This is a genomic window from Gillisella terrae, assembly GCF_004801395.1.
In the GTDB taxonomy this organism is placed as follows: domain Bacteria; phylum Pseudomonadota; class Alphaproteobacteria; order Rhizobiales; family Rhizobiaceae; genus Allorhizobium; species Allorhizobium terrae.
On the sequence record NZ_SSOA01000007.1, the window covers coordinates 17,008 to 33,291 of the forward strand.

Sequence of the window (16,284 nt, forward strand, 5' to 3'; positions counted from 1 at the left end):
CGCAGGTCTAAAGAGCGCACGCAATATCAGCTCTTCCCTTGCAGGTGTGGATAATGTATAGCGACGCCAGCATTCAACCTGTTTGCATGCATTCACGGCCTTAGCTGGACGACATCTTGGCTAAAGGCGTCTTATTTCTCATTCTCCGAAAGGAATAAACGATGTCGATTACTGCAGAGCGTAAAGCCGCCCTTATCAAGGAATATGCAACCGCTGAAGGCGACACCGGTTCGCCAGAAGTACAGGTTGCCATCCTGACCGAGCGGATCACCAATCTGACCGAACACTTCAAGGGCCACAAGAAGGATAACCATTCCCGTCGTGGTCTTTTGACACTGGTTTCCACCCGCCGTTCGCTTCTTGACTATCTCAAGAAGAAGGACGAAGGCCGCTACAGCAAGCTGATTGCGAGCCTGGGCATTCGCCGCTAAGTGTTCTTCGGCGGGCTTCCCCAAAGGAAGACCCGCCGATTGTTTTTCTGGAGCGTGAGATTGCTCCACCCGACCAGCTTTTGCGGCAGGATTTGCCGAAAAGCGAAAAGGCAGCCCGGATGGGCCGGTGCTGCCGATTGTAACCGATGACCTGTCATGGGGCAGGATTGTTGGAGGCTTCGTCAAAGTGCTTTTTCCAAGCGTTTTGCGCCTTTGAAGCCTCCCACTGTCTTGCCCGTGATGTGTCAGCACAATGTGGTTTGTGCGTGCCTCTTTGTTTCAGACAAAGGTGAGCGTGCCGCCGCATACGAAGGACAAGATATGTTTGATACGCATAGCGTTGAGATTGAGTGGGCAGGCCGCCCGCTGAAGCTGGAAACCGGCAAGATCGCCCGTCAGGCTGACGGCGCTGTTATGGCCACCTATGGCGAAACCGTTGTTCTGGCCACCGTCGTGTCGGCCAAGGCACCAAAGCCAGGCCAGGACTTTTTCCCGCTCACCGTCAATTATCAGGAAAAGACCTATGCTGCCGGTAAGATCCCCGGCGGCTACTTCAAGCGCGAAGGCCGTCCAAGCGAAAACGAAACCCTCGTTTCGCGCCTGATCGACCGCCCGATCCGTCCGCTGTTCCCGGAAGGCTACAAGAACGACACGCAGGTTGTTGTGACCGTTATCCAGCACGATCTGGAAAACAACCCTGACATCCTGTCGATGGTTGCTGCTTCTGCGGCGCTCACCCTGTCTGGTGTTCCTTTCATGGGCCCGGTTGGCGGCGCACGTGTGGGCTACATCAACGGCGAATACGTTCTGAACCCGCATCTGGACGAGATGGACGAGTCCATCCTTGATCTGGTTGTTGCTGGCACGACTGATGCCGTGTTGATGGTGGAATCGGAAGCCAAGGAACTGAACGAAGACGTCATGCTCGGTGCTGTGATGTTTGGTCATCGCGGCTTCCAGCCGGTGATCGATGCAATCATCAAGCTGGCCGAAGTGGCTGCCAAGGAACCACGCGAGTTTGAACCGGAAGATCATTCCGAGCTGGAAGCAGAAATGCTGAAGCTGGCTGAAGCTGAATTGCGTGACGCCTACAAGATTACCCAGAAGGCTGACCGTTACAACGCGGTTGACGCTGTGAAGGCCAAGGTGAAGGCACACTTCTTCCCAGAAGGTGTTGAGCCAAAGTATACGGCTGAAGTTGTTGGCGCCGTGTTCAAGCACTTGCAGGCGAAAATTGTTCGTTGGAACATTCTCGACACCAAGAGCCGTATCGATGGCCGCGATCTGGAAACCGTTCGCCCAATCGTCTCGGAAGTTGGTCTTCTGCCACGCACCCACGGTTCTGCCCTGTTTACCCGCGGCGAAACCCAGGCCATCGTTGTTGCCACACTGGGCACCGGCGAAGACGAGCAGTATGTGGACAGCTTGACTGGCATGTACAAGGAACGCTTCCTGCTGCATTACAACTTCCCTCCCTATTCGGTTGGTGAAACAGGCCGCATGGGCTCTCCGGGCCGCCGCGAAATTGGTCACGGCAAGCTGGCTTGGCGCGCTATTCGCCCCATGCTGCCGTCTCCTGAGCAGTTCCCTTACACGCTGCGGGTTGTGTCTGAGATCACTGAATCCAACGGTTCGTCTTCCATGGCAACCGTATGCGGCACATCGCTGGCGCTGATGGATGCCGGTGTGCCTTTGGCCAAGCCAGTTGCTGGTATTGCCATGGGTCTGATTCTCGAAGGTGATCGTTTTGCTGTTCTGTCCGACATTCTCGGCGACGAAGACCACCTCGGCGACATGGACTTCAAGGTGGCTGGTACGGCTGACGGCATCACCTCGCTGCAGATGGACATCAAGATCGCCGGTATCACTGAAGAGATCATGAAGGTTGCTCTGGCGCAGGCTCAGGGCGGTCGCAAGCACATTCTCGGCGAAATGGCCAATGCCATCACCGAGGGTCGCTCGCAGCTCGGCGAATTTGCGCCACGCATCGAAGTGATGAACATTCCGGTCGACAAGATCCGTGAAGTTATCGGTTCCGGCGGTAAGGTTATCCGCGAAATCGTTGAAAAGACCGGCGCGAAGATCAACATCGAAGACGATGGCACGATCAAGATCGCGTCTTCTTCCGGCAAGGAAATCGAAGCAGCCCGCAAGTGGATTCACTCCATCGTGGCTGAGCCTGAAGTGGGCGTGATCTACGAAGGCACGGTTGTGAAGACCGCTGATTTCGGCGCATTCGTCAACTTCTTCGGTTCGCGTGATGGCCTCGTGCATATCTCGCAGCTGGCCTCTGAGCGCGTTGCCAAGACTGCTGATGTGGTCAAGGAAGGCGACAAGGTTTGGGTCAAGCTGATGGGCTTTGATGAGCGCGGCAAGGTGCGTCTGTCCATGAAGGTTGTCGATCAGGCCACCGGCAAGGAAATCGTTGCTGAAAAGAAGGCTGAAGGCGACGCTGCCGCTGAATAAGCGCTGCCAATCCTGATTTGAAGGCGCGGGAGACTTTCCGCGCCTTTTTTGTTACCCTGTTTGTTTCACGCAATTGCGCCAAGGAAAGCCCTGCGCAGTCCGCGCATTGCTTTAGAGAGCCACCCATGAGCCGCGAAACGTTGAAAACTCTGTTCTATCCCTTTGTCACCGAAGCCGTTGCCCTGCCGGGTGAGGGCGAGCGATACCTGTTTCTCGGTGCAGAAGCAGGCTTTGTGAAGCCCGAAGGCTTTGCAGCCGAGCTGACCATTGTACAAGGCTTCCGCCCCGAATTTCGCCGCCTTGAGGCTGCCCGTCAATCCCCCGTTCCGGTGATTGAGGGTGATGAATTTGATGGCGCGCTGGTGCTGGCAGGCAAGCACAAGGGCCTGAATGAAAACCGCGTCGCCGAGGCGCTGTCGCGTGTGCGCGCCGGTGGTGTGGTCATTCTGGCGGGCTCCAAGGAAGATGGCATCCAGCCGCTGCGCAAGCAGGTGGAACGCCTTGGCCTAGAGCCACAATCCATGCCGAAATATCACGGTATTGCCGTATGGTTCTATGTGCCTTCGGATGTGACCGCTGCCGTGGCTGCACTGGCCTCCAAGCCGGTGATGGTTGATGGAAAATTCGAGACCTATCCGGGCCTCTTCTCCCACATGCATGCCGATCCCGGCTCTGAGCTGCTGGCCAGCCGCTTCCCGGAGAATTTCGATGGCAATGCCGCTGATTTCGGTGCTGGCTGGGGCTATCTCTCGGTGATGCTGGCACAGAAATCGCCACGCACCAACCGCATTGACCTGTTTGAAGCCAATTACGACGCACTGGAGCAGGCCAAGAAGAATCTGGCCAGCAATTGCCCAAGCCTCACCACCCGCTTCTTCTGGCAGGATCTGGGGGCAGAGCCGACAAAAGAAAAATACGATCTGGTGATCATGAACCCGCCCTTCCACGAAGGCCATGCCACAGAGCCAGCGATTGGCGAAGCAATGATCAAGACGGCAGCGGATGCCGTGCGCAGTGGTGGCGAGCTGTTGATGGTGGCCAACCGTGGCCTGGCTTATGAGCCGCTGTTGGCATCAAGCTTCCGCCAGACCGGCGAAACCTGCCGCAATGCCCGCTACAAGGTGTTGTGGGCCAAGAAGTAAGAAAAAAAGGCGCTGAAATTGCTTTCAGCGCCTTTTTTTGACAGGAGTGAAAACCTCTCACTCAGCGTCCGATTTGCGCAATTCCTCCAGCACGGGCAGGGCGATGATGTTGTAACCACCATCGACGTAATGCACTTCGCCGGTGACGCTGGCGGACAGATCCGACAGCAGATAGAGCGCCGAGCCGCCGATGTCGTCAATGGTGGCCGTGCGGCGCAAAGGTGCGTTCTTGACATTCCAGTTCAGCATGGCGCGGGCATCGGAAATGCCAGCACCAGCCAATGTGCGCACCGGGCCTGCCGAGATGGCGTTGACGCGAATGCCGCGGGGGCCAAAATCGGCTGCCAGATAGCGCATGGACGCTTCGAGTGCGGCCTTGGCCACGCCCATCACGTTGTAATTTGGAATGACGCGCATGGAGCCGCCATAGGTCAGCGTCAGGATAGAGCCGCCCTCTGTCATCAGATCGGCGGCGCGGCGGGCAATTTCGGTGAAGGAAAAGCAGGAGATCACCATGGTACGGGTGAAATTCTCACGGCTTGTATCCGCGTAGAGGCCCTTCAGCTCGTTCTTGTCGGAAAAGCCGATGGCATGAACCACAAAATCCAGCTTGCCCCAACGCTCCTTGATGGCGGCAATGACAGCGTCCACGGATGCGAGGTCTTCAACATCGCAAGGCAGCAGAAAGTCCGAGCCCAGCTCGGCTGCCAGGGGCTTGACGCGCTTTGCCAGCGCGTCGCCCTGATAGGTGAAGGCAAGCTCTGCGCCCGCAGTGGACAATGCTTTTGCAATGCCCCAGGCGATAGAGTGATTGTTCGCGACACCCATGATGAGGCCGCGTTTGCCTTGCATCGAAGCAATCATCGATATTATCCGTTGTAGCGCTGGTAGACCAGCGTTGCATTCGTTCCGCCAAACCCGAAGGAGTTGGAAAGCACCGTATCAATCTTGGCGTTATCAATGCGCTTTCTGACAATCGGCACGCCGTCAAATTCAGGATCAAGCTCCGTGATATGGGCGCTTTCGCCAATGAAGCCTTCCTGCATCATCAAAAGACCATAGATCGACTCTTGCGCACCCGCAGCACCGAGCGAGTGGCCCGTCAGCGACTTGGTGGACTGGATATGTGGCATCTTGTCACCAAACACGGTGCGGATTGCGCCAATTTCCTTGCTGTCGCCCACCGGTGTCGATGTGCCATGGGTGTTGATGTAATCCACATCACCCTTCACGGTCGAGAGCGCCTGACGCATGCAGCGGATGGCACCTTCGCCAGATGGGGCAACCATGTCGTAGCCGTCGGACGTTGCGCCATAGCCGGTGATTTCAGCATAAATCTTGGCACCGCGCGCCTTGGCATGTTCCAGCTCTTCCAGAATGAGAACAGCGGCACCACCGGCAATAACAAAGCCGTCGCGGCTCACGTCATAGGCGCGTGAGGCGGAAGCGGGCGTGTCGTTATACTTTGACGACATGGCACCCATGGCGTCAAACAGGTTGGACATCGACCAGTCGAGGTCTTCATGGCCACCGGCAAACATGATGTCCTGCTTGCCCCACTGGATCATTTCCGCCGCATTGCCAATGCAATGGGCCGAGGTGGAGCAGGCCGACGAGATGGAATAGTTGACGCCGTGGATCTTGAACCAGGTGGCAAGCGTTGCTGATGCCGTGGATGACATGGCCTTTGGCACCGCAAACGGGCCAATGCGCTTGGGGCTCTTGTTCTGACGGGTGATATCGGCAGCGTCCACGATCTGGCGGGTTGAGGAGCCACCAGAGCCCATGATGATGCCGGCGCGCTCGTTTTCAGAATAGTCTTTTTCGTCCAGACCTGAATCGGCAATCGCCTGCTTCATGGCTACGTGGTTCCACGCGCCGCCTTGCGACAGGAAGCGCATGGCGCGCCGATCAACAAGCTCGGACGGGTCCAGCGTTGGCTTGCCCCAAACCTGACATTTGAAGCCATGCTCGGCAAAATCGGGGGAAAAGGAAATGCCGGATTTTGCATCGCGCAAAGAGGCTGTGACCTCGGCAGCGTTATCGCCGATAGAGGACACAATGCCCAAACCCGTAACTACAACCCGTCTCATGTAATCGACCTTTTTTTGGTGGTAGGGTGCGCTCAAGGAGCCTTCTGGAGGCCAACACGAAGGTCGGTTGCCTGATAGATGGTTTCACCATCTGCCTTCAACCAGCCATCGGCCGTGCCCAGAACCAGACGGCCACGCATGACGCGTTTGAAATCAATCCCGTATTCCAGAAGCTTTGTCTCTGGCCGGATCATACCCTTGAATTTCACTTCGCCGGTGGAAAGTGCCATGCCGCGTCCCGGCTCGCCGAGCCAGCCCAGAAAGAATCCGGTCAGCTGCCACATGCCGTCCAGCCCAAGGCAGCCTGGCATGATGGGATTGCCCTGAAAGTGGCAGGGAAAATACCAGTCGTCCGGGCGCACATCGTATTCGGCACGAATATAGCCCTTATCGAAGTTGCCGCCCGTTTCGGAAATGTCCGTAATGCGATGAACCATCAGCATTGGAGGCAAAGGCAATTGTGCATTGCCGGGGCCAAACAATTCGCCACGGCCACAGGCCAGGATTTCTTCGTAGGTAAAGCTGCTTTGTTTTTCGGTCATCGGTCTTTCATTTCCCCCGTCAGTCTCTCCCATATAGGAGACTTAGAGCAAGATGGCGACGAATTGAAGCCAATGCCATGTTAATTCAACGCATGGCAATGCGTAAAATGGCCCTGGTCCGGTCGCTTTCCGCCGTTCGCATACAGGAAGCCTTGAGCCTCCACCAGAGGTAAAATCGGTCAATCGCCCCATTGTTCGGGCTTTTATCGAATTTTACCCGCGCTGGAACTATTGAAAGCACTCCCGGCAAAGGGTATATCGTGTTACACACACATGAATTGCAAGGGACCTGATGGAGACCAATGGCATGATGGCGCAAGCCCCGGGTGAAGTTGAAGCAAAGCTGCGCCGCTCAGGGTTAAGACCCACGCGGCAGCGTGTTGCCTTGGCTGCGCTGCTGTTTGCCAAGGGTGACCGGCATCTGACCGTGGAAGAATTGCACGAAGAGGCGGTTGCCGCTGACGTGCCGGTGTCGCTGGCCACCGTCTACAACACCCTTCATCAGTTTACGGAAGCTGGAATGATTCGCGTTCTGGCTGTGGAAAGCAACAAAACCTATTTCGACACCAATGTGTCCGATCACCATCATTTTTTTGTGGAAGGTCGCAACGAGGTTTTGGATATTCCCGTCAGCAATATCGAAATCGGCAATTTGCCAGCCCCGCCAGAGGGCATGGAAATTTCCCACGTTGACGTGGTGATTCGTCTTCGTCCAAAGGGCGAGTGACAGACTTTCCTTTTTATCGTGTGCTCACAGCACCTCATCAGGATGTCGCCCGGCCTTGTGGTTGGGCGTTGGCAGTGTCCAGCCGAAATAGAGCGCACCACCGCGCACCAGAAAGGCGGCCACAACACCGCTTGCTGATGCCCAATAGAGCGGCGCGCTGAGCGAATAGACCCCGGTAAAAACGCAGGAGCCGATGACGGCTGCGGTGATGTAGATTTCCGGGCGCAATAGCACCGAGGGCTCAGACGCCAGAAGGTCACGCAGCACCCCGCCGAAGGTTGCTGTCAAAACGCCGGTCACAATGGCAATGGTGGCCGAGCCTGTGGCGGCCATGCCCTTGGCGGCCCCCATGACGCAATAGGCCGACAGGCCGATCGCATCCAGCCAGATCAACAGTTTATAGCGCGATTCCAGCAGGTGGGCCGTGAAGAACAGCACAAGGCCAATGGCGCAGCAGATCAGGATATAGCTGGGGTTTACCACCCAGAATACCGGCAATCGACCCAGAACGATATCACGCACTGTGCCGCCGCCTGTGCCGGTGACGATGGCGAAGAAAAGAAAGCCGATAATGTCGAGTTGCTTGCGCGATGCGGCCAGCGCACCCGTTGCCGCAAAAAGCGCAACACCTGCGTAATCAAGATAAAGCAGAAGCGACATGGCAGCTCCGGGAGGGGGCAAAAGGTTGTTCTAATCTTTTTGATAAACCACGGGGACAAGGGCGGCGCAAGCTGGCGGGTGTATTTGCGCCGTATTGCCCATAATCATTCAAGGGTTGCGTCGTGAGATTTTTTATTCGTTTGCTCGCCTGTCTGCTGTTTGTCCTGCCCGCTTCTGTCGCGTTGACGCAGCAGCAATTGGTGACGGACCCGGAGATTTACGAGAAAGATCACTTTCGCAAGGTTTGCGCCGAAGCCAAGTTTGATCCGGATTACGTCACCCGCCTTGATATCAACAACGATGGCCTGATTGATGCGATTGTCAACGAGGGTGGATTGACCTGTGATGGCAAGCACGCGCCGGACTGCAATGAAGAGGGCTGCCCTTATAATTTCTATGTTCAGGTCAAGGAAGGTGGCTATCTGCTAATCGCCACGGCCCGCATCTTTGGCTATGACTTTATCAAGCGCTACGGCAACATGGTGTTTGTGCTGAAAATGCCACCGCACTATTGCGACCGCACCGACGGCCCGCAGTGCGAAATGACCGTGCGGGTGCGCGGTGTGCAGTTTGTGACGATTTTCAAGAAATAACGGATTCCGCCGACAGGATGTTTCCTCGCGAGAGAGAGGCTTACGGCGCTGGAAACAGCGCCGATGTTTTGCCGGACAGATAATAGACGCTCAAGCCGATCCATTCGCGCAGTGCTGTGGCCGTCTGCTGGGCATTCAGTGTCGGCTGGGTAAAGTCCAGCCCAAGGCTCGTGATGCCGTCCGTGCGATAATCCGTGGGCCATGGCGTGGCCGCCAGCCCGTCCTTTCGCATCAGACCCATAGCGCGCGGCATGTGAAAGGCCGATGTGATCAGCAGGCAATTTTGCAGGCCTGCTTTTTCCAAAAGCGATTTTGTGTTGGTGACGTTTTCAGAGGTGTTACGCGAGGTGGTTTCGCGAATCAGCCGATCAGGATGGATGCCGAAGGCCTCAAAAAAGCGCTCTGCTGTCAGTGCATCACCCTCATAGGCACCGCTGAGCGAACCATCACCGCCAGAGACGAGAATTTTTGCCGTCGGATAATTGCGCGCCAGCCGCAGCGCTTCCACGAATCGGTCGGCTGCCTCACCCATTTCATAGCCGCCGCGCCGGGTGTTCACATTGTTGGAAAAGGCTCCGCCCAGCACAATCAAGCAGGAGACCTGCGCCGGGTCGTGTTCCGCCTTGGGAAACCGTGCCTCCAGCGCTTGTAGGGCAACGGTGCCTGCGGAGGTGTAAAGCGTGACAAACAGAATAAACAGGCCAAGGCCCGTGCTGAAAAAGCCAAGACGCGGAAAGCGCGAGAGGCTTGCGACCAGGCCGCCCAGGCCAAGCACAAAGGCCAGCGACAAAGGCTGCGCGATGATCCAGAACAGCTTGGACAGAATGAACATGGTTTTCGGTCCCCGAATCTCACGGCAGATTAAAACGGATGTTTAGCCATACCAATTTCTAAAACATCTAAGCGGGCGGCACGGCTGTCGAGCGGTGGCTATCCTCGTGGGTGCGTCGAAATCGAAACTGCTGGAGTATCTAGCTGCCGAAGATCAATCGACGGGATAAATTCGGTGCACTCTGTCCCACCACACAAAGTAGAAATGGCTTTGAACTATATATCCCCATACTCTTTTCGTGCCGCCAAGTCGAAAGCGAAACAGTACGTCGAATTCTTCTAAATTTATTTCTTTCCATCGCGCTTGCGCCTCCCCCACAAGGTCCTTGATCTCGTGGGTATGGTGCATCTTATGGCCTGATTCTGAGGAAAATGTATCAACCTCACCCCACGTTAACTTCTCAAATTCGGTGAAAAAGGGATGAATTTCGCCCGCCCACTCTGCACTTGACCACTGCCTCGCCTCTCCCCAATACCATGAGTCTGCCACGTCAGACTTGGTTATGCACCAAGTGACTTTATGCGGAAAACGGCTTCCTGTCGCCCTAGGGACTTTTTTCTCTTCAGACGCAGCCATTTCTCTTTCGAGATGGGGCGCAACGCGCGGCTGTTCCCGAGATCGTAATTTAGCAGAAATTATTGGCTCGTTGGTTTTTGTACGCTCTAAGAGGCGAGCCTTCTCTGCTTCGAACCTTATAAGTTTCTCTGCCCTCTTGGCAGCTCTAGCGTCGGCCTTTAACCCCATGGCTTGGATTACAGCGAAGAGTAATATTCATGCATCGCTGCTTTGGAAATGGCTGCATTTGAAGGAGCCCCAATTGCGGTGTCACCTCGTGCAGCAAGCCACGGGGTTTCATTGTGAGTCAAATCGCTTAACCACTGCGCAGTCTGTTTTCCGTAAAATTCCAGAACACGCAGCACATTCTCACGTTGCGTATTGCTGAACGCATCCGGATTGCCATCAGCAAAAAGGTTGGCATCAACCGAAAATCGGCCGCGATGGCGCTCATAGAGGGCCCTGATAACTGGCCCATTCGCCCATGCTTCAAAGTCCTCTTCAATGAGAGGCTGCTCTTCCCAAACCAAACTCCAAGCTTGTGAGTAATAAACGAGCTTTTGAAGTTTCATTGCGGAAATTTCACCCATCTGCTCAGTTATGAGGCGGGCAACATCAACTGCAGACGGCATAAATCATCTCCCGGCGGTTCGCTTCGTAACCAAATTATGATTCCGAATGATCATTTCTGCCTTTAGAATCGGTTTATTCGCAATACGCAAGCAATCTTGAATGAATATTATGAAAAACTCGTGGCTGCCTAGTGAATAACACATTAGCATAGCATTAATTTTTTTTAAGGAAAAATCAAAATCGCTATAGAAAAAAAATTTGGTGGAGCTAAGCGGGATCGAACCGCTGACCTCTTGCATGCCATGCAAGCGCTCTCCCAGCTGAGCTATAGCCCCATAAGGGTCCGGCATTTGCCGGTTCCGGGAACCTCGTGAAGCAGTGCTTCGTTCGGTGTGGGCGCTTCATACGTCGTTGATTTTCGTATGGCAAGCGAAAAAAGTAAGGCCCCGAATTTTTTTTTAAACCGGGGCCTCAAGCTGTGAATTAAACTTCGTCGTCGTCGCCAGAAACGCCGATAATGCCCGACATATCGTCGTCTTCATCATCTTCATCGGCTTCAAGGAAGGTGTCGTCGTCATCGTCGCCGATTTCAACGTCGTCATCGCCGATATCAGGAATGTCATCGCCGCCTGCTGCGTCGTCGGCATCTTCCAGCGACACCAGTTCTACGTCGGTGTTCTCTGCATCGACTTCTGCCACTTCTTCCTCTTCTGAAGCCTTCTCCATGATGGCTGCAACCGAGGACTCTACAAAGTAAGAGAGTGGCCAGGATTTCTGCGTATAGGGTGATACGACCGGATCTTTATTCAGATCGTAAAATTTCTTGCCGGTGTCGGGGCAAGTGCGTTTTGTTCCAAGTTCTGCCTTCGCCACTGTCAAAGCCTCATGAAGTCCGTGGAAAATAAGGGCATGCGCCAAGGGCCCGAACCCTTTTTTGAGTTTGTCTTTTCGGGAAAACCGGTGACCACTTTTCCCTGACAAACTCTAAGGCCGGTCCAACTGTAGTCGGTCCCCTTAATCAAAGCTTATGCGTCTGTCAAAGGCAATCTGATATTTGGCCTTTATTGATGCGGCCGGACACGGATTATGCCTTCGACATCCATGGCGCAAACGCAGTTCAAGGATTTTCCCGCCAGGCGGTTCCGGTCGCGCCAATTATGCAGTACATGCCAAAGCAGCGCAGCCCACCGAGCGCAGACCAGGTAGATGAAGGATAGTGTCGTGAGCGATGATGTGAGACCAAGCTTTACCATTGCTATTGATGGACCGGCTGCTGCCGGCAAAGGCACTTTGTCTCGCCGCATTGCCGAAGCTTACGGCTTTCATCATCTCGATACCGGCCTGACATATCGCGCAACCGCAAAAGCGCTGCTGGACGCGGGCCTGCCGCTGGATGATGAAGCGGTGGCCGAGCGGGTGGCGCTCGCGCTCGATTTGTCCGGACTTGATCGCAATGTGCTTTCAAAACACGAGATCGGTGAGGCGGCTTCAAAAATCGCGGTCATGCCCGCTGTGCGTCGCGCTTTGGTGGAGGCGCAAAGGCGTTTTGCCTTGAAATCGCCGGGCACGGTGCTGGACGGGCGCGACATTGGTACCGTTGTTTGCCCCGATGCGCCCGTAAAGCTTTATGTGACGGCCTCAAGCGAAGTGCGCGCCCGCCGCCGCTTTGATGAGATTGTCGCGCGTGGAGAAGAGGCCGATTACGAATCGATTTTTGAGGATGTGAAGCGCCGTGACGCGCGCGATATGGGCCGCGCCGACAGTCCTTTGAAGCCTGCTGAAGACGCGCACTTGCTAGATACGTCTGAAATGAGTATAGAGGCGGCGTTTCAAGCTGCGAAAACCTATATTGACGCGGGTTTGAAAGCCAATTGACTTGCATTGAATGGCCGGTTTTTCCGGTTTTATCGCCTGATCTCTCGTCCTTGCGCCGGATTGTCCTTTTTAGAGGACGGATGCTGGATCGGCTTTTATCAACACCAACCCACCGGCGCGACACATATCTTTCGAGATATGACTAGGAGATTTCATGTCTGTTTCTAACCCGACACGGGACGATTTTGCAGCCCTGCTGGAAGAGTCGTTTGCCAAGACCGATCTGGCTGAAGGCTATGTTGCCAAGGGCATCATCACAGCCATCGAGAAGGACGTCGCAATCGTTGACGTTGGTCTCAAGGTTGAAGGCCGCGTTCCGCTGAAGGAATTTGGCGCACGCGCCAAGGACGGCTCGCTGAAAGTTGGCGACGAAGTTGAAGTTTACGTTGAGCGCATCGAAAACGCGCTGGGCGAAGCTGTTCTGTCGCGCGAAAAGGCTCGCCGCGAAGAAAGCTGGATCAAGCTCGAAGCCAAGTTCGAAGCTGGTGAGCGCGTTGAAGGCGTTATCTTCAATCAGGTCAAGGGTGGCTTCACCGTTGATCTCGATGGTGCCGTTGCCTTCTTGCCACGTAGCCAGGTGGACATCCGTCCAATCCGCGACGTATCGCCTCTGATGCACAACCCACAGCCCTTTGAAATCCTCAAGATGGACAAGCGCCGTGGCAACATCGTTGTATCGCGTCGTACCGTTCTGGAAGAATCCCGCGCTGAACAGCGTTCGGAAATCGTTCAGAACCTTGAAGAAGGTCAGGTTGTTGAAGGCGTTGTCAAGAACATCACCGATTACGGTGCGTTCGTTGACCTCGGCGGCATCGACGGCCTGCTGCACGTTACCGACATGGCATGGCGCCGTGTGAACCATCCTTCGGAAATCCTGTCCATTGGCCAGTCGGTCAAGGTTCAGATCATCCGTATCAACCAGGAAACCCACCGCATCTCGCTCGGCATGAAGCAGCTCGAGTCGGATCCATGGGATGGCATTGCTGCCAAGTACCCAGTTGGTAAGAAGATCTCCGGTACCGTTACCAACATCACCGACTACGGTGCATTTGTTGAGCTGGAGCCAGGCATCGAAGGCCTCATCCACATCTCTGAAATGTCGTGGACCAAGAAGAACGTACACCCCGGCAAGATCCTGTCCACAACGCAGGAAGTTGACGTGGTTGTTCTCGAAGTTGATCCGTCCAAGCGTCGTATCTCGCTCGGCCTGAAGCAGACTCTCGAAAACCCATGGCAGGCATTCGCATTCAGCCACCCAGCCGGTGCTGAAGTTGAAGGCGAAGTGAAGAACAAGACTGAATTCGGTCTGTTCATCGGCCTCGAAGGCGATGTTGACGGCATGGTTCACCTGTCGGATCTCGACTGGAACCGTCCAGGCGAGCAGGTCATCGAAGAATACAACAAGGGCGACGTTGTTCGCGCTGTTGTTCTCGACGTTGACGTTGAGAAGGAGCGTATCTCGCTCGGCATCAAGCAGCTCGGCAAGGATTCGGTTGGCGAAGCAGCAGCTTCCGGCGATCTGCGCAAGAACGCTGTTGTTTCTTGCGAAATCATCGCAAGCAACGAAGGCGGCATCGAAGTGAAGCTCGTGAACCACGAAGACATCACCTCGTTCATCCGTCGCGCCGATCTGGCCCGTGACCGTGATGACCAGCGTCCAGAGCGTTTCGCTGTTGGTCAGGTTGTTGACGCCCGCGTCACCAACTTCTCCAAGAAGGACCGCAAGGTTATGCTGTCGATCAAGGCTCTGGAAATCGCAGAAGAGAAGGAAGCCGTTGCTCAGTTCGGTTCGTCCGACTCTGGCGCTTCGCTCGGCGACATCCTCGGTGCCGCTCTGAAGAACCGCAGCGAATAATCGCCTTCAGGTTTGAAGACTTTAAAACCCGCCGGACAGCAATGTCCGGCGGGTTTTTTGTTTTGTTGGGAAGGCAATAAAAAAGCCGCCCCGGAAAACCGGAGCGGCGCATTAATCAACAATGTGCGTAACTTAGAGAGTGCCTTGGCGCTGCTGGATCATCTGATAGGTGTCGAAGCTGTATTCGGCAATCTGCATCCAGAGATAGGCGTCATTCTTGAACGCCTGCTGGCTGTCGTAGATTTTCTTGAAGTTCGGGTTCTTGGCATTGATGTCCGCAAACACTTCTTTTGCGGCTGTGTGGCAAGCGTCCAGAATTTCCTTTGAGAATGGACGAAGCAGTGCGCCTTCTGCCACCAGCTTGCGCAACGCCGCGGCATTGGCCGCGTCATAGCGGGCCAGCATATTGGCGTTGGCATTGGCGCAGGCATCTGCCAAAATGCGCTGATAGCTTTTGGGCAGGCCTTTGAACTTTTCAAGATTGAAGAAGGCGTGAACTGCCGGGCCGCCTTCCCACCAGGCTGGATAGTAGTAGTATTTGGCAACCTTGTAGAAGCCGAGCTTCATGTCGTCGTAAGGGCCAACAAATTCTGTGGCGTCGATCGTGCCTTTTTCCAGCGCGGGATAGACGTCGGCCCCGGCGATCTGCTGTGGTGTGACGCCAACCTTCTGCATAACCGCACCGGCAAGACCAGCAATGCGCATCTTCAGGCCTTTGAGATCTTCGAGCGTGTTGATCTCTTTGCGGAACCAGCCGCCCATTTGCGCACCGGTGTTGCCAGCAGGCAGCGCATAGAGATTGTAGCCGGTCAGAAACTCGTTAAACAGCTCATTGCCGCCGCCCATAGAGAACCAGGCATTGGTCATGCGGGCGTTGAGGCCAAAGGGCACGGCTGTGCCAAGCGCAAAGGTCTGATCCTTGCCGATATAGTAATAGGCGCAGGTGTGGGCCATCTCGACGGTGCCGGAGGATACAGCATCAGCAGCCTGAAGAGCCGGTACAATTTCACCAGCGGCAAAAGTTTCGATCTTGAAATTGCCGTCGGTGGCTTCTTCAACGCTCTTGGCAATATCAGTGCTGGCGGCCCAGAGAACATCGAGGCTCTTGGGGAAGGATGACGTCAGGCGCCATGTAATTTTTGGGTTTTCCTGCGCAATCGCAGGTGTGGCCAGCGCGGCTGTTGCCCCTAAACCTGCGGCTCCTGCTTTGGTGAAAAATCTGCGGCGATCCATGGTTCTCCTGCCCCCGGTTGTTTTCGTATCTTTTGGCTCTAACCATGCAGGAAGAACTGCGCAACAAGAAAACGCGCAAAATTGCGCGCCCTCAGGAAGAAATAGGGCATTTCATTGCGAGTGCATTGCAGCAAACGAAATAATATTACGTTTTGCGCAAGGCCGGGTCATCCATGGCCGGATTGTAAAACAAAGCGAGGGTCAGGCTGCGGGCAATACGCTCGGCGCTGGCCATAAACCACGCATGGGCTTCTGGCGTGGGGGCAATGCTATCAAGGGTCTTTGAGAACAGTGCCAGCCATTGCACAAATAAATCCGGCGTCATGCCACTTACGCTCATATGGGCTTGAACCGGTTTTCCACCGTAAGCGCCGGTCTTAAACGCGATTGCCGCCCAAAAGTTCTTCATCTTAACGAGATGAGCATCCCACGCGCCAGCAAGCTTTTGCTCAAACACCGGGCCAAGGGCCGGGTGCTTCTGGATATTGCCGTAAAAGCGATCAACCAGTTGATCGATAAAGGCTGCGTCGACACCCATGGCTGCCATGTCCTGGATTGCACGCGCCTGTATATCGGCACGGTTTGCGGCGCGACCTTTGAGATTGTCTTGCATGGTTGGATCCCGTCTCATTCATCCGGTCATGATGGTGTCCTATAGGTCATTTGTCGCTTCTCGCAAAGAGATGGCTGCTATGCGGCAATGGTTG

At 55.1% G+C, this 16,284-nt stretch carries 17 protein-coding genes and 1 tRNA gene; 7 read left to right on the forward strand and 11 right to left on the reverse strand.

Features of this window, described 5'->3' with window-relative positions; all coding sequences use genetic code 11:
- The first annotated feature begins 161 nt into the window (after positions 1-161).
- The 3 genes from rpsO (at position 162) to E6C51_RS13500 (ending at position 4,039) form a co-directional block, all read left to right on the forward strand.
- The gene (rpsO, locus tag E6C51_RS13490; protein WP_146932612.1) at positions 162-431 is read left to right on the forward strand and encodes a 30S ribosomal protein S15; all 270 of its coding nucleotides are present in this window, start codon (positions 162-164) and stop codon (positions 429-431) included.
- Between the two features lie 321 nt (positions 432-752).
- Positions 753-2,897 (forward strand): polyribonucleotide nucleotidyltransferase, encoded by a 2,145-nt coding sequence (pnp, locus tag E6C51_RS13495; protein WP_146932610.1) that lies wholly within the window; start codon positions 753-755, stop codon positions 2,895-2,897.
- A gap of 125 nt (positions 2,898-3,022) precedes the next feature.
- Positions 3,023-4,039 (forward strand): class I SAM-dependent methyltransferase, encoded by a 1,017-nt coding sequence (locus tag E6C51_RS13500; RefSeq protein ID WP_190236357.1) that lies wholly within the window; start codon positions 3,023-3,025, stop codon positions 4,037-4,039.
- A 57-nt stretch (positions 4,040-4,096) separates the two neighbouring features.
- Here E6C51_RS13500 and fabI read toward each other — a convergent pair whose 3' ends face one another.
- Genes fabI through fabA form a run of 3 tightly spaced genes read right to left on the reverse strand, consistent with a single transcriptional unit; the run spans position 4,097 to position 6,674 of the window.
- Complete coding sequence (gene fabI, locus E6C51_RS13505; protein WP_190236358.1) at positions 4,097-4,903, reverse strand: enoyl-ACP reductase FabI; 807 nt, start codon at positions 4,901-4,903, stop codon at positions 4,097-4,099.
- Between the two features lie 5 nt (positions 4,904-4,908).
- Positions 4,909-6,132 carry a beta-ketoacyl-ACP synthase I gene (gene fabB / locus E6C51_RS13510; RefSeq protein ID WP_190236359.1) on the reverse strand — a complete coding sequence of 408 codons (1,224 nt, stop codon included), beginning with the start codon at positions 6,130-6,132 and terminating at the stop codon, positions 4,909-4,911.
- Positions 6,133-6,164: 32 nt separating this feature from the next.
- Positions 6,165-6,674, reverse strand: coding sequence for a 3-hydroxyacyl-[acyl-carrier-protein] dehydratase FabA (fabA, locus tag E6C51_RS13515; protein WP_146932602.1), 510 nt, complete (start codon positions 6,672-6,674; stop codon positions 6,165-6,167).
- 307 nt (positions 6,675-6,981) lie between these two features.
- Between fabA and irrA the strand changes: the two genes are divergently transcribed.
- Positions 6,982-7,401, forward strand: coding sequence for an iron response transcriptional regulator IrrA (irrA, locus tag E6C51_RS13520; protein ID WP_146932600.1), 420 nt, complete (start codon positions 6,982-6,984; stop codon positions 7,399-7,401).
- Between the two features lie 24 nt (positions 7,402-7,425).
- Here irrA and E6C51_RS13525 read toward each other — a convergent pair whose 3' ends face one another.
- Positions 7,426-8,061, reverse strand: a complete 636-nt coding sequence (locus E6C51_RS13525; protein ID WP_146932598.1) for a trimeric intracellular cation channel family protein — start codon at positions 8,059-8,061, stop codon at positions 7,426-7,428.
- A 122-nt stretch (positions 8,062-8,183) separates the two neighbouring features.
- Here E6C51_RS13525 and E6C51_RS13530 point away from each other — a divergent pair, with 122 nt between their 5' ends.
- Positions 8,184-8,654: a hypothetical protein gene (locus tag E6C51_RS13530; RefSeq protein WP_146932596.1), complete on the forward strand. Its 471-nt coding sequence runs from the start codon at positions 8,184-8,186 to the stop codon at positions 8,652-8,654.
- Between the two features lie 40 nt (positions 8,655-8,694).
- Here the strand turns inward: E6C51_RS13530 and E6C51_RS13535 are convergent, their stop codons facing one another.
- From E6C51_RS13535 to E6C51_RS13555, 5 genes are all read right to left on the reverse strand, one after another.
- Positions 8,695-9,486 (reverse strand): YdcF family protein, encoded by a 792-nt coding sequence (locus E6C51_RS13535; protein WP_190236360.1) that lies wholly within the window; start codon positions 9,484-9,486, stop codon positions 8,695-8,697.
- A gap of 153 nt (positions 9,487-9,639) precedes the next feature.
- Complete coding sequence (locus E6C51_RS13540) at positions 9,640-10,062, reverse strand: hypothetical protein (protein WP_190236361.1); 423 nt, start codon at positions 10,060-10,062, stop codon at positions 9,640-9,642.
- Between the two features lie 176 nt (positions 10,063-10,238).
- Complete coding sequence (locus tag E6C51_RS13545) at positions 10,239-10,673, reverse strand: Panacea domain-containing protein (RefSeq protein ID WP_190236362.1); 435 nt, start codon at positions 10,671-10,673, stop codon at positions 10,239-10,241.
- A gap of 200 nt (positions 10,674-10,873) precedes the next feature.
- Positions 10,874-10,949: transfer RNA gene (locus E6C51_RS13550), tRNA-Ala, on the reverse strand.
- A 148-nt stretch (positions 10,950-11,097) separates the two neighbouring features.
- A complete protein-coding gene (locus tag E6C51_RS13555) occupies positions 11,098-11,487 on the reverse strand; it encodes a TIGR02300 family protein (protein WP_146932592.1) in 390 nt (129 codons plus the stop codon).
- Positions 11,488-11,835: 348 nt separating this feature from the next.
- On the opposite strand from E6C51_RS13555, the gene cmk reads away from it, so the two are divergent.
- Both cmk and rpsA read left to right on the forward strand, forming a co-directional pair.
- Positions 11,836-12,489 (forward strand): (d)CMP kinase, encoded by a 654-nt coding sequence (cmk, locus tag E6C51_RS13560; protein ID WP_230987302.1) that lies wholly within the window; start codon positions 11,836-11,838, stop codon positions 12,487-12,489.
- A 154-nt stretch (positions 12,490-12,643) separates the two neighbouring features.
- Complete coding sequence (gene rpsA / locus E6C51_RS13565; protein WP_146932588.1) at positions 12,644-14,344, forward strand: 30S ribosomal protein S1; 1,701 nt, start codon at positions 12,644-12,646, stop codon at positions 14,342-14,344.
- 132 nt (positions 14,345-14,476) lie between these two features.
- Here the strand turns inward: rpsA and E6C51_RS13570 are convergent, their stop codons facing one another.
- Entirely contained in the window at positions 14,477-15,577 is a 1,101-nt protein-coding gene (locus E6C51_RS13570; RefSeq protein WP_146932586.1) for a TRAP transporter substrate-binding protein, read from the reverse strand.
- Between the two features lie 145 nt (positions 15,578-15,722).
- Positions 15,723-16,190: a group III truncated hemoglobin gene (locus tag E6C51_RS13575; protein ID WP_190236364.1), complete on the reverse strand. Its 468-nt coding sequence runs from the start codon at positions 16,188-16,190 to the stop codon at positions 15,723-15,725.
- Between the last annotated feature and the right edge of the window lie 94 nt (positions 16,191-16,284).

What these genes read in the sequence shown, in the direction of transcription:
- E6C51_RS13575 (WP_190236364.1), bottom strand. Translation starts at nt 16,190, where the DNA reads ATGCAAGACAATCTCAAAGGTCGCGCCGCAAACCGTGCCGATATACAG.
- irrA (WP_146932600.1), top strand. Translation starts at nt 6,982, where the DNA reads ATGATGGCGCAAGCCCCGGGTGAAGTTGAAGCAAAGCTGCGCCGCTCA.
- pnp (WP_146932610.1), top strand. Translation starts at nt 753, where the DNA reads ATGTTTGATACGCATAGCGTTGAGATTGAGTGGGCAGGCCGCCCGCTG.
- fabB (WP_190236359.1), bottom strand. Translation starts at nt 6,132, where the DNA reads ATGAGACGGGTTGTAGTTACGGGTTTGGGCATTGTGTCCTCTATCGGC.
- fabI (WP_190236358.1), bottom strand. Translation starts at nt 4,903, where the DNA reads ATGATTGCTTCGATGCAAGGCAAACGCGGCCTCATCATGGGTGTCGCG.
- fabA (WP_146932602.1), bottom strand. Translation starts at nt 6,674, where the DNA reads ATGACCGAAAAACAAAGCAGCTTTACCTACGAAGAAATCCTGGCCTGT.
- E6C51_RS13540 (WP_190236361.1), bottom strand. Translation starts at nt 10,062, where the DNA reads ATGGCTGCGTCTGAAGAGAAAAAAGTCCCTAGGGCGACAGGAAGCCGT.
- E6C51_RS13545 (WP_190236362.1), bottom strand. Translation starts at nt 10,673, where the DNA reads ATGCCGTCTGCAGTTGATGTTGCCCGCCTCATAACTGAGCAGATGGGT.
- rpsA (WP_146932588.1), top strand. Translation starts at nt 12,644, where the DNA reads ATGTCTGTTTCTAACCCGACACGGGACGATTTTGCAGCCCTGCTGGAA.
- E6C51_RS13500 (WP_190236357.1), top strand. Translation starts at nt 3,023, where the DNA reads ATGAGCCGCGAAACGTTGAAAACTCTGTTCTATCCCTTTGTCACCGAA.
- E6C51_RS13570 (WP_146932586.1), bottom strand. Translation starts at nt 15,577, where the DNA reads ATGGATCGCCGCAGATTTTTCACCAAAGCAGGAGCCGCAGGTTTAGGG.
- E6C51_RS13535 (WP_190236360.1), bottom strand. Translation starts at nt 9,486, where the DNA reads ATGTTCATTCTGTCCAAGCTGTTCTGGATCATCGCGCAGCCTTTGTCG.
- rpsO (WP_146932612.1), top strand. Translation starts at nt 162, where the DNA reads ATGTCGATTACTGCAGAGCGTAAAGCCGCCCTTATCAAGGAATATGCA.
- E6C51_RS13525 (WP_146932598.1), bottom strand. Translation starts at nt 8,061, where the DNA reads ATGTCGCTTCTGCTTTATCTTGATTACGCAGGTGTTGCGCTTTTTGCG.